9 protein-coding genes and 1 other RNA gene are annotated in these 12595 nt (G+C 58.8%); 4 read left to right on the plus strand and 6 right to left on the minus strand.

The genetic code is table 11. The features are described from left to right. Window positions 1-8: 8 nt before the first annotated feature. The 4 genes from LC059_RS11320 to rsgA all read left to right on the plus strand — a co-directional run bounded on the left by LC059_RS11320 (window position 9) and on the right by rsgA (window position 3251). Window positions 9-656: a TIGR02281 family clan AA aspartic protease gene (locus LC059_RS11320; RefSeq protein WP_226703961.1), complete on the plus strand. Its 648-nt coding sequence runs from the start codon at window positions 9-11 to the stop codon at window positions 654-656. A gap of 31 nt (window positions 657-687) precedes the next feature. Beyond that, window positions 688-1299: a GTP cyclohydrolase II gene (gene ribA / locus LC059_RS11325; RefSeq protein WP_226703962.1), complete on the plus strand. Its 612-nt coding sequence runs from the start codon at window positions 688-690 to the stop codon at window positions 1297-1299. A 625-nt stretch (window positions 1300-1924) separates the two neighbouring features. Then, window positions 1925-1998: non-coding RNA, sX9 sRNA (locus tag LC059_RS11330), on the plus strand. A gap of 113 nt (window positions 1999-2111) precedes the next feature. Next, entirely contained in the window at window positions 2112-3251 is a 1140-nt protein-coding gene (gene rsgA / locus LC059_RS11335) for a ribosome small subunit-dependent GTPase A (protein WP_226703963.1), read from the plus strand. Between the two features lie 68 nt (window positions 3252-3319). Here rsgA and LC059_RS11340 read toward each other — a convergent pair whose 3' ends face one another. From LC059_RS11340 to LC059_RS11365, 6 genes are all read right to left on the minus strand, one after another. Then, window positions 3320-5206 carry a DUF885 domain-containing protein gene (locus tag LC059_RS11340; protein WP_226703964.1) on the minus strand — a complete coding sequence of 629 codons (1887 nt, stop codon included), beginning with the start codon at window positions 5204-5206 and terminating at the stop codon, window positions 3320-3322. A 285-nt stretch (window positions 5207-5491) separates the two neighbouring features. Further along, complete coding sequence (gene dxs, locus LC059_RS11345) at window positions 5492-7423, minus strand: 1-deoxy-D-xylulose-5-phosphate synthase (RefSeq protein WP_226703965.1); 1932 nt, start codon at window positions 7421-7423, stop codon at window positions 5492-5494. A 135-nt stretch (window positions 7424-7558) separates the two neighbouring features. Continuing rightward, window positions 7559-9262: a Na(+)/H(+) antiporter subunit D gene (locus LC059_RS11350; protein ID WP_226703966.1), complete on the minus strand. Its 1704-nt coding sequence runs from the start codon at window positions 9260-9262 to the stop codon at window positions 7559-7561. After that, window positions 9255-9608 carry a hypothetical protein gene (locus LC059_RS11355; RefSeq protein ID WP_226703967.1) on the minus strand — a complete coding sequence of 118 codons (354 nt, stop codon included), beginning with the start codon at window positions 9606-9608 and terminating at the stop codon, window positions 9255-9257. The genes LC059_RS11350 and LC059_RS11355 overlap by 8 nt, the downstream gene beginning before the upstream one ends. A gap of 1 nt (window position 9609) precedes the next feature. Continuing rightward, complete coding sequence (locus LC059_RS11360) at window positions 9610-11109, minus strand: proton-conducting transporter membrane subunit (RefSeq protein ID WP_226703968.1); 1500 nt, start codon at window positions 11107-11109, stop codon at window positions 9610-9612. Next, window positions 11106-12593 (minus strand): monovalent cation/H+ antiporter subunit D family protein, encoded by a 1488-nt coding sequence (locus tag LC059_RS11365; RefSeq protein WP_226703969.1) that lies wholly within the window; start codon window positions 12591-12593, stop codon window positions 11106-11108. Before LC059_RS11365 ends, LC059_RS11360 begins: the two co-directional genes overlap by 4 nt. Window positions 12594-12595: the final 2 nt, after the last annotated feature.

The raw sequence follows: 12595 nt of genomic DNA on the forward strand, positions 1-12595 counted from the left end.
GGATGCCCATGGTGCGGCGCATACATTTTTATCTGATCGCTTCGCTTTCACTGCTGCTGGCTCTGCCAGTGAGCGCAACGGATGTGCGTCTGCAGGCCATTTTTGGCTCCAGCGCCATGTTCGAGATCAACGGCAAGCAGCGGCTGCTGAAGTCCGGTAAAACTTCACCAGAGGGGGTAAAGCTGGTTTCGGTGACCAGTGAATACGCGCTGGTGGCCATTGACGGACGCGAGCAGAAGCTCTCCCTGGCAGCCCCGGTCGCCGCCAATTACGCAAAAGCCGAGCGGGCGGAGGTGCGGCTGAATCCGGACAGCCGCGGCCACTACAGCACCACCGCCTGGATCAACGGGCGCCGGGTCAATGTGATGGTGGATACCGGTGCAACCAGTATCGCGTTCAATTACCCGACCGCAAAGAGCCTGGGCCTCGATCTCGCCCGCGCACGCCCGATGACGGTTTCGACCGCCAGTGGGGTCGAGCGCGCCTACAGTTTGCAGTTGGCCAGCGTCACCATTGGTGGCATTACCGTGCATAACGTGGACGCAACGGTGCTGGGTAGCGATTTTCCACAGGTGACCCTGCTGGGTAACAGTTTTTTGAGTCGCGTCGACATGCAGCAACAGGATGGCCTGTTATTGCTGCGGGCGCGCAATTGATGACGATTTTGATGGATCGCGAGGTAACAGTTTGACCATTCGTTATGTGGAATCCTCAAAGCTGCCCACATCCTGGGGCATGTTTGAGATGCACGGTTTCGAGGAGGTAGAAACCGGCAAAGAGCATGTCGTGTTGAGCATGGGCGATCTGGATACGGATACGCCGGTGCTGGCCCGTATTCATTCTGAGTGCCTGACCGGCGATGCACTGTTTTCCCTGCGCTGTGACTGTGGCGCGCAGCTGCAACATGCGCTGCACCGAATTGCCACCGAGGGCCGCGGTGCGGTGTTTTACCTGCGCCAGGAGGGCCGTGGCATTGGCCTGTTGAACAAGATCCGCGCTTACCACCTGCAGGATGCGGGCGCTGATACGGTCGAGGCGAATGAGCAACTGGGCTTTGGCGCGGATATGCGGGATTACTCGATCCTGAAGCCGATGATTGACCACCTGGGGATCAAGTCGATCCGCCTGATGACCAACAACCCGCGCAAGGTAAAAGCGCTGCAGGATCTGGGTGTGGAAGTCACCGAGCGCCTGCCGCATCAGTCCGGCCGCAACCCTCACAATTTGAATTATCTTTCTACCAAGAAAGGAAAACTCGGCCACCTGTTTGACGACGAGGACGGGTCAGAGAAAGAGTGAAGAGGAAATAGGTGACTGCGAGCAGTTTTCAATGTCACAAACCTTTCATAAAAGCGTCATGGAACCTAAACGCTGAATCGCCAATCTATACGTGAGCAAGATGCTGATCCCGCAAAAAGCCCAGGAAGGGCAATCTAGTGACTCAAGGAGTGCGGGATCGTCAACGGTGTCTATACTCATAGTTATCTGATCGTTGGTGGTCGAGAAAGGTGATGTACCCTCAGCGTCAAGATATAAAGGCCGGCTATATGCCGGCTTTTGTTTTTCTGTTTATGTGCCGTCGAGATAAATGACATCCATGTCATTTATCACTCCGACGCAATCGAAAACGCTGGCGCAGAGCCGTGGCTCTGCTGGGTTTTCGATTGCTCGCGCCGGCCAGAGACCGCGGGGCTTCGTAACGAGTGCATTCTATTGCGTAGTGGCGGCGGCCCTGTTAAATTGCCCGAAATTCCACCAGCGGAGGATTGTTGATGAGTGTATCCAACCCCCGCCGGGCCAGCCGCGACTGACCTAAGCAAGTCAGCCATCTGCCCGGCAAGTAACCTATTGTCGGGTTCCCTCGGAACCCCTGAAAAACTACTGCGCGATCGCCTGGCGGTTCCCGGCGGTGCTCGGAATGCTCATGTACTAAAGTACACTCCGCTTCCTGTGCTCCGGCGGCCACCACCAGACAACCGCTCGCTACGTTTTTCAGCGGTGCCGCATTGGAAACCCCACCCAATCGTGCCCAGACTCTGGTCTGTGGTTTGAATGATCTGTGCCCGCAAGTCATCGGAATGTATAGCGGACACGTTTGAGGGTTTAGGACATTGAGTAAATCCCTGATTTCACGCCGCCCGGTAATCCGGCGCGGTTCTTCCGCTGTGGACGCTAATAGTCACGAGAAGCCCGCCAGCGAGCTATCTCCCTTGCGCAAACTGGGTTGGAAGCCGTTTTTCCAGCAGCAGCTGAGCCTGGATGAGCTGAACGACTGTGAACCGGTCAAGGTCATGGCAGTGCATCGCAGCCAGATCGAGGTGCGTGGCGATGCGGGCGAGGAAGCGGTGCTGGTGAACGGCCCGCTATTTGAAGACGCTGCTGAGCGGCCCACGGTGGGGGACTGGCTGTTGCTGGATCGAGAAACCCGCAAGCCCCAGCGCAGGCTCGATCGCAGTAGCCTGTTTAAGCGTATGGCGCCGGGCGCCAGGCAGGCGCAGTTGATTGCGGCGAATGTGGATAACGTGCTGATCGTCTCCTCCTGCAACCACGACTTCAACCTGTCGCGGGTGGAGCGCTACCTGGCTCTGGTGAAAGAGGCCGGGTGCCGTGCCTGCCTGGTGTTGACCAAGGCGGACCTGAATGACGATCACGAGCAGTATCGCGAAGCACTCAAAGGCCATCGCGACCTGCCCCTGGTACTGGTGAATGCGCTGGATGCGAAGAACGTGGAGCCGCTGCGGGAGTACTGTCGCAGCGGTGAAACCCTGGCGCTATTGGGTTCCTCCGGCGTGGGCAAGTCCACGCTGTTGAACAGCCTCGCCGGTAGCGAGCTTGCTGCAACTGGCGGCATCCGCGAAGACGACAGCAAGGGTCGCCATACCACGCGCCATCGCGCGCTCTACGAAATCCCCGATGGTGGTCTGTTACTGGACAGCCCGGGAATGCGTGAACTGGGCCTGGCGGATGTTGGTGATGGCTTGGCGGCGACCTTTGCCGATATTGGCGCGCTGGCTGCGAAGTGCCGCTTCGCTGATTGCGCACACGAGTCGGAGCCGGGTTGTGCGGTGCAGGCTTCTATCGAGTCCGGTGCGCTGGATGAGCGCAGGCTGCGAAACTGGCGCAAGCTGGAAAGGGAGATTCACAGAAATACCCGGACTCTGGCGGAGTCACGAGCAGACGACAAGGCACTGGGGCAGATGTATCGCACCGTGCAGAGTCATGCACGTTCGCGAAAAAGTGGCGGGGAATAATTCGACGCTAGATTTGTGCGCCTGAAGTGAGGTGGCGGTGACCCGCCACCTCACAGCTTAAGCTCGTTTTAGTTCAGAGCCGCCTGACCCGCAGATTCAGGAGCAGGTGGCACCGACTGGCTGATTTCCCCACCCTGGGATTCGATCCAGGAATTCATCCGGCTTTCCAGCATATTCAGCGGCAGTGCGCCTGCACCCAGCAGCGCATCGTGGAACTGTCGGATATCAAAGTTGCTGCCCAGTGCCTCTTCGGCGCGTGCGCGGACTTCCTTGATTTTCAGCTGGCCGACCTTGTAAGCCAGTGCCTGCCCCGGCCACACCAGATAGCGATCAATTTCCACTACCACGTCGTGTTCGGGCTTGGCGCTGTTGTCGATAAAATACTGGATCGCCTCATCCCGGCTCCAGCCCAGCTGGTGCATGCCGGTATCCACCACCAGCCGCACCGCGCGCCACATATCGTAAGTCAGCGCACCGAACTCGTTGTAAGGGTCTTTGTACAAGCCCAGATCGTAACCGAGGCTCTCGGAGTACAGCCCCCAGCCCTCCACAAAACCGGTGTAGAACTTGTTCCGACGCAGCGGATGGATATCCCCCTGTTCCTGAGCCAGCGCGATCTGCAGGTGGTGACCGGGCATGGCCTCATGCACGGTCAGTGCTTCCATCTCCCAGGTGGGGCGGCTTTTCAGGTCGTAGGTATTGGCAAAGAACACCCCCGCGCGGCCGGCTTCCATAGAACCCGGCTGATAGTAGGCCGTAGTCTGGGATTTTTCCGAATAGCTCGGAATCGGTTTCACGCCATAGGGCAGGCGTGGCAGCGTACCGAACAGCGCAGGCAGTTCGCCGTCAATCCGCTTGGAAATATCCCGGTAATTTTTCAGCAGGTCTTCGCGGGTCTCGTAATAGAACTGCGGGTCGTTGCGCAGGAAGTCGGTAAACGCCTTGAAGTCGCCATCGAAGCCGGTCTTCTTGATGATCGCATCCATTTCGCCGCGGATACGGCGCACCTCTTCGAGGCCGATACGGTGAATTTCTTCCGGACTCAGGTCGGTAGTGGTTTCCTCGCGCACCTTGTACGCGTACCAGCGGATACCGTCTTCATTTTTGGTAAATGCGGTTTCGGTGGTGGCGTTGGGGATATAGTCGCGCTCGACAAACTCGGCAAAGCGCTGCCAGTTGGGAACCAGGGTCTTCTGATAAATATTTTGTGCGCGAGTGCGCAGGCGGTTCTGGTGAGCGCTGGAAATACCCGCTGGCATTTCGTAGAACGCCTTGAGCAGCGGGCTCTGTTTCGGATCTGCGGGAATCAGTGCACGAACCTGGCCGGGCAGGTCCCGCAGGGTAATCTGGGGTGGCGTCAGTTTCTGTTCCAATCCCTTTTCCATCAGGATCATTGTCTGCTCGATAAGGCCGGGAAGTTTGTCCAGGCGCGCGAGAATATCCTCGTAGTCGGCAGCGGTGCGCTTGGGCATGGCGTTCAGCACTGCGGGCACACTGCGCTGGATACCACTCATGTGATTCACGGGCAGCAGGTGTTCGGGGAACTGGTAGCCGCGCACTTGTAGCAGCAGGTCCTGGTACATCAGCTGGTAGTCGAGTTTTTCGCTTTCGCTGAGTTTGTCTTCGTCCAGGTGGCGGCTGGCGGCGAGCAGTTTGCGGGTCTGGCCTTTGCGACGCTCGATACCCTTGATGGATTGATCGGTCCAGTCCTGTTCTACACCGGGGTAACCACGGTAGGTGGCATTTTCCGGATAGCTTTCCATGATCCAGCGGTAGCGCAGATCCTGCAGCGCTTGAAGTTTTTCACTGGCGCCCTTTTTGGGCAGTGCATCCATGGCCTTGTCGAAGGCTTTGTGGTCCATGGCCTGAATGTTCAGGCTGGTTGCCATGATGGCAATGGATAATCCGAGGCGCCTGGCGCTCAGGACTTGCTTGATGGAATTGGTAAAGGACATCGTACTTCCTGTCTCTGTTTTATATGTATGGTGTTCGCCCAACTGTCTACAAGGTGACATGGCCAGAAGTTAAGACGGGGCACTGGGTAGAGCTTTTCGGAAGCGTCGGCGACAGGGACGTCGCCGACGCAGCGTACATGGATGTACTTGCAGCGGTTCCGAAAAGCTCTACCCAGGGGCCCGGCGCCACTGCGTTTGCTTTCGAAGTCCTCAATCAGAGCTCTGTTCAGGGTGCAGTGGCACCCGCTACCCGGCCTTAGATTGTTACTGTGCGCGCGGTTAGCTTTATATTGCTGCAGCCTGTCCTTTTGACTGGGACTGGTGCATTTGCGATTGGCGTTCGCGGATTTGTTCTTCGATACCCTGGGCATCCAACCCGATTTCTGACAGCAATTTTGGGTGCTTGCCGTGTTCGATGATTTTATCGGGCAGGCCAAGTTGCAATAGCGGTACCGGAACGATTCTCTGGTTCAGGTATTCGGATACAGCACTGCCCGCGCCGCCGGCAATGGTGTTTTCTTCCAGCGTGACCAGCAGCTCGTGGCTGTCGGCCAGTTGATTGATCAATGCCTCGTCCAGGGGTTTCACCCAGCGCATATCCACCAGGGTCGCGTCCAGCTTTTCTGCCGCTTCGCGAGCCGGGGCCAGCAGGGTGCCGAAACTCAGGATGGCAATATCTTTGCCTTCGCGAATCATGCGTCCCTTGCCGATCGGTAACTCGGTCATCTCTTTTTCAATGTCCACACCCGGACCAGTGCCGCGCGGGTAACGTACCGCGGAGGGGCCCTGGTGCTGGTAAGCGGTGTAGAGCAGCTGGCGGCACTCGTTTTCGTCGCTCGGTGCGGCGATCACCAGGTTCGGCAGGCAGCGCATAAAGGTCAGGTCGAAGCTGCCCGCATGGGTGGGGCCGTCTTCGCCGACGAGGCCGGCGCGGTCGATGGCAAACGTCACGTCCAGGTTCTGGATGGCCACGTCGTGCACCATCTGGTCGTAACCGCGCTGCAGGAAGGTGGAGTAGATCGCCACCACCGGCTTCTGGTTTTCGCAGGCGAGGCCGGCGGCGAGGGTAACCGCGTGTTGTTCAGCGATGGCGACGTCGTGGTAGCGCTCCGGGAAGCGCTCGGCGAACTCCACCATGCCGGAGCCTTCACACATGGCCGGGGTGATGCCGATGAGCTTTTCGTCCTGCTCTGCCGTATCGCACAGCCACTGGCCGAAAATATCCTGGTACTTGGGACCTTTCTTTTTCGGCTCGCCAGTCTTTTCTGATGACACCGCCACCTGGACCTTGGGTTCCGGCTCGAGCTTGTTGAGCGCGTGGTAGCCCACAGGGTCCTCTTCCGCGGGGCCGAAGCCCTTGCCCTTGGTGGTGACCACGTGCAGCAACTGCGGGCCACGCTGATTGCGCAGGTTGCGCAGGGTGTGCACCAAGTCCTGCATATTGTGGCCGTCCAGTGGGCCCACGTAATTGAAGCCCAGTTCCTCGAACAGGGTGCCCGGGGTGATCATGCCTTTTACGTGTTCTTCGGTGCGGCGTGCCAGCTGCCAGGCCTTGGGGATCGCCGACAGGATCTTGCGGCTGCCCTCGCGCATGTTCAGGTAGGTCTTACTGGCGAGAATCCGTGCGAAGTAGGTAGCGAGGCCGCCCACGTTCTTGGAGATGGACATACGGTTGTCATTGAGTACAACCAGCATGTCCCTACCGGTGTGCGCGGCGTGGTTGAGGGCCTCGAAGGCCATACCCGCGGTCATGGCGCCGTCGCCGATCACCGCGACCACTTTGCGCTCATCCGGGGAGCCCAGGGCCATGCCCAGTGCCGCACTGATGGACGTGCTGGAGTGACCGACGCCGAAGGTGTCGTAGGGGCTCTCGGAGCGTTTGGGGAAACCGGACAGGCCGCCCTGCAGGCGCATGCTCAGCATCTGCTCGCGACGACCGGTCAGAATCTTGTGCGGGTAGGTCTGGTGGCCCACATCCCACACCAGGCGGTCTTCCGGGGTGTTGTAGATGTAGTGCAGGGCGATGGTGAGCTCCACCACGCCCAGGCCGGCACCGAAGTGGCCTCCGGTCTGGCCCACGCAGTAGAGCATGTATTCACGCAGCTCGGTTGCCAGCTGGGGCAACTGTTTTTCCGGCAGGGCGCGCAGTTGGGCCGGGTCGTCGATCTGGTCGAGTAGCGGCGTTGACGGGCGCTGGCGGGGTATCTCGTCGAACATCAAGGGTCCTGATTCGGGCAGTTGGGCCCCGCACTCCCGGCGGCGGCCAAACGTATCAATTGCAACTGATATAAGAAGCGAATTGTATGCCCACAGAGGGGAGATTGCATCCTGATCGGTGCGCTGGCGCCCCGGTCACACCCATCCGAGTACCAAGTAGACCCCCAATAGCATGACGACGCCAGCCACCATGCTGCCGGTGAGCCAGTTGCGGGCCATGACACCGTCGGCGCGGTGATGGCTGGCCACCCCCTCTACCAAGCGCTCAACCCCGCCAACGGCGGCACTGCGCAGGCGATCGTCGAGGGCGAAGAGGCGGTTGAACAGTGCGCGCATGGCGTCCGGTACCAGCCGGCGGTAGATCCACTCCACATCCAGGTTTACCGAAGGCAGCTCCGGCGGATACAGGTGGCGCAGGTTCAGCCATACGAAGGCCAGTGCAGAGAAGAACAGCAGTTGCAGCTGGGTCAGCACGTGGGTTACGTCGTAGGGCGTATAGGGCGTCTCATAGGGCAGCAGGCTGTACAGCGCCTGTGGATAAATACCGATGGTCAGGCACAGGGCCGCGGCAATACTCATCGCCAGCAGCATATTTACCGGCGGCTCGCGGGCGGGGAGCTTGGCATCGTGGGCAAAGAAAGCGAAGTACGGGATCTTGATGCCCGCGTGGTGGAAGACACCGGCGGAAGCGAACAGCAGGATCAGCCATACCCAGTCGTGGCCGTTCTTGATTGCTGCGCTCATCACCATGGACTTGCTGACGAAGCCGCTGAACAGAGGGAAGGCGGAGATCGACGCGGCGCCGATGATGCAGAGCACCGTGGTTTTGGGCATTTTCTTGTACAGTCCGCCCAGCTCCGAGCCGTTGATCTTGCCGGTCACGTGCAACACCGCGCCCATGGACATAAACAGCAGCCCCTTGAAGATCACGTCGTTAAAGGCGTGAGCCACGGCGCCGTTGATGGCCAGCGAGGTGCCGATGCCGATCCCCACCACCATAAAGCCCAGCTGGTTGATCAGGCTGTAGGCCAGCACGCGGCGCAGGTCATTCTCGATCACCGCGTAAAAGATCGGGAAGCAGGCCATGGTTGCGCCGATGTACACCAGCAGTTCGGTGCCGGGATAAGACCGCGCCAGCGCGTAGACCGCCACCTTGGTGGTGAAAGCGCTGAGGAATACGGTACCGGTCGGGGTGGATTCGGGGTAGGCATCGGTGAGCCAGTTGTGGAAAAACGGAAACGCACACTTGATACCGAAGGCGAGGAAGATCATCCAGCCGTAGGCGGTACCATCCAGCCCGATAGGGCCGAACTCCAGCGAGCCGTGGGTCTGTGCGTAGAAGATAATGCCGCCGAGCAACAGCAGTCCGGACAGAATGTGCAGGGTGAAATAGCGCAGCCCCGCCACATAGGCGCGGCCGCTGCGGCGCGCCCACACCAGAAACACCGAGGTGAGTGCCAGCAGTTCCCAGAAGATAAACAGGGTCAGCAGGTCACCGGCAAACACCGCACCCAGGGCGCTGCCCGCATACAGCATGCTCGCCACCTGCTGCAGGGTGTCGCGCACATGCAGCGCGTAGATCACCGAGATCAGCGCGGCGATATGGAACAGATAGCCAAACAGCAGGCTCAGCTTGTCCGCCTTGAATAGCAGCAGGTTGAAATCGAGAATCGAGTAGTGGCCGAATTCGATACTCGCGCTGCTAGTGCCCAGCAGCCACAAGTTGGCGAGGCCGAGTACCGGCACCGCAATAAATACTGCGGCCCGTAGCCAACCGCGTAGCAGGAGTCCCAGCACGGCGGCGACGAAGAACGGAATAAATGGGGCAACCTCAAACATGATCGTGCCCTCCACTCAGCTGGGGTTTTACCTGGGCAGAAGAGGGCGCTTGCGCGGATAGGGAATCGCCGCTGTCGGCATTGAAGTCCGTCAGTTCCCGCTTGTCATAATAGTCTTCCGGGCGCATCAGGAAGGTGCGCATCCACTTGGCCGCAAACACCAGAATCACGCAGCCCACAAAGCCGTAGACGGGATAAAAGCCCGGCAGGCCCTCCCAGCGGAATTCGGTGTGACGGTGAATCACAAAATCCAGTGCGAACAGTAAAATGCAGATGCCGTAGAACACGCGCAGCATTTTGCGGATATTGTCGGGCTTGTCGAAGAAATCCTGTTTTTCACCACTCATATCAGATTCCGGCTTTTATAAGCTGATAAAACGCATCGGGGAACAGCAATAAATACACGCAGGCCGCGGCGGTAACACCGAGCGCGATCAGGGAAGGCAGGGGCGCCTCCTTGATGACGGCAGTCTCGGTTAATGCAGAGTCGCCTGCAGTCGACCCCCCTGGCTCATTACTGGAAAAGAAAGCGCGCAGTGGAATAGGTAGCAAATAGGCGATGCTCAGCAGCGAACTGACCATCAGCAGTGCCATCAGAGTCCACTGCTCCGCCTCAAAAGTACCGAGCATCAGGTACCACTTGCTCCAGGTACCGCCGGTGGGGGGAATGCCGATAATACACAGGCTGGCCACCAGGAAAGCGGTCATGGTCACCGGCATCTGCCGACCCAGGCCACGCAGTTCATTGACTTCAGTTTTGTGCGCGGCCACCAGAATGGCTCCTGCGCAGAAGAACAGGGTGATCTTGCCGAAAGCGTGCATCACGATATGCAGCGCGCTGCCGGTCATGCCGGCGCTGGTGGCGAGCAGCGCGCCCAGGGTGATATAGCCCAGCTGGCTCACGGTGGAATAAGCCAGGCGTTTTTTCAGGTTTTGCTGGCGCAGGGCAATGATCGATGCGAGCAAAATGGAGGCGCCGGCCAGGTAGAGCAGCCAACCGGTTGCGGGAATACTCTGCAGGGTTTCAATGCCGAAAATCAGCAGACACACCTTCAGTACCACAAACACGCCGGCTTTCACCACGGCCACCGCATGCAGCAGTGCACTGACTGGTGTGGGTGCAACCATGGCGGCGGGTAGCCAGCGGTGGAATGGCATCATGGCTGCCTTGCCAACACCGAATACAAACAGCACCAGCAATACCGAGAGCAGTACGGCGGAATTTTCGGAAGAAAATTGATCTGGAGAGAAGACACCGCCTGGCTGGAACGACAGGGTGCCAGTCAGTAACCAGGTAGCGATGATCGCCAGCAGGAAAAAGCCCACCGAAGTACCCAGCAGAATACCGAGGTAGACACGACCGCCCTGGCGCGCCTTGTCGGTACCCGCGTGAGTTACCAGCGGGTAGGTGCACAGCGTCAGCACTTCGTAAAAAACAAACAGGGTAAACAGGTTTTCCGCGAAGGCGATACCCATTACCGCGCCGATGGAAACGGCGAACAGGCTGAAGAACCGCGTCTGGTTTTTTTCACCGTGACCGCGCATATAGCCGATGGCATAGAGGGTGGTGATGATCCACAGGAAGCTGGCCACCAGTGCAAACATCAGTCCCAGCGGCTCGACGGCAAAGGCGATCCCCAGCCCGGGCAGAATATCCAGCCAGTGCACGGCGATCGTCTGTCCGTCCAGCACGGGTTGATAGAGCTGGGTGACGGTTACAAACAGTGCACTGGCGGCAATGAGAGAAACGGCCTCGCGTACATTCTCCCAGCGTGCGGCCAATTGAATCCCAGCTAGCGCCAGCAGCGGAATCAGCAAGGTCAGTTGCAAAAGATTGGATTCGTTCATTGTGCTGCGCCTCCGAGCAGGAATTGCGAGGCTGCGGCAGTCACTTCTACCGGCAAGCGGGTGTCGATACCGAAATAAATGTTGGCGGCGATCAGCAGCCACGCCGGCAGTAGAATCCCCAATGGGGCCTCCGCTTTTGTTTCGTCTTCAGTGCCGGCCGCTGGTGCCTGGAAATAAGCGGCCTCCACCAGTTTCCAGACATAGGCCACTGCCAACAGTGAACCCAGCACCACCAGTACCGCTACCACCCAGAATTGCTGTTCGACGGCCGCGGAAATCAGGTACCACTTGCTGACAAAACCCACGGTAAGCGGCATACCGATCAGGCTGAGGCCACCGACCACAATCGCCGCCATGGTCCACGGCATGGTGCGGCCGAGGCCGCGAAATTGCTCTATACGACAGCCGCCAAGTTGATACACCAGGCCTGCCAGGGCGAGGAACAGTCCGCCTTTCATCAACGCGTGGTTGAACAGGTGCAGCAGGGTCGCCTGCAGCGCAGTGACCGTGCCGATGCCGATACCCACAACCATGTAACCGATTTGCGCCACACTCGAAAACGCAAACATGCGCTTGATATTGGCCTGGTATATGGCAACGGTGGATGCAGCAAAGACACCCACCAGCCCGAGGCCGATCAGCAGTGTGTCCAGGGGCAGGTGCGAGAGGGAGAAGTCCACTCCAAACACAGTGAAGGTAAAGCGCAGCAGTAAATAAAGCGCAACCTTGGTGGCGGTCGCTGCCAGGAACGCGGTCACAATGGATGGCGCACAGCTGTAAGCATTGGGCAGCCACAAATGCAGTGGGAAGAGCGCCAGCTTCAGGCAGATGCCGACAAAAATAAATGCAAAGGCCGTGAGTACGGTAGTGGATTCACTGAGTGGCGGAATACGTGCGGCCAGATCCGCCATATTCAGGGTACCGGTCATCATATACAGGAAGCCGATCCCGATCAGGATAAACGTGGCGCCGATGGTACCCATGATCAGGTACTGGAAGGCCGCCCACAGCGCGCGTCGGTCCTTGCCCAGAGCAATCAGTGCGTAGGTGGACAGGGAGGAAATTTCCAGGAACACAAATACGTTAAATGCATCGCCGGTGGCGACGATACCCAGCAGGCCAGCGAAGCACAGCAGGTACAGGGTGTAGAAAACCGTCTGGCGGTTGGGTTCCAGTTCCCGGGTAACACTGGTATGTGCGGCGGTGAGCACAGCGGTACTGAGAGCGGTGACAATGAAAAGTACCCAGGCGTTCAGCAGATCGATACGGTACTCGATCCCCCAGGGTGCATTCCAACCGCCCAACTGGTAGCTAATGGGGCCGGTTGCGTAAACCTGTTGCAACAGCAGCACACTGACAGCCAGTGCTGCAAAACTCACCGCAAGTGTAAAAAGCCACACCAGTGTGGACTTGCGGATCAGCAGACAGGAGGGCGCTGCCATCAGTGGCAGGATCACCTGCAAAATCGGGAGGTGTGCCAGCATGG

Origin of the sequence: Microbulbifer elongatus (assembly GCF_020524885.1) — a bacterium.
Taxonomy (GTDB): Bacteria; Pseudomonadota; Gammaproteobacteria; order Pseudomonadales; family Cellvibrionaceae; genus Microbulbifer; species Microbulbifer elongatus_A.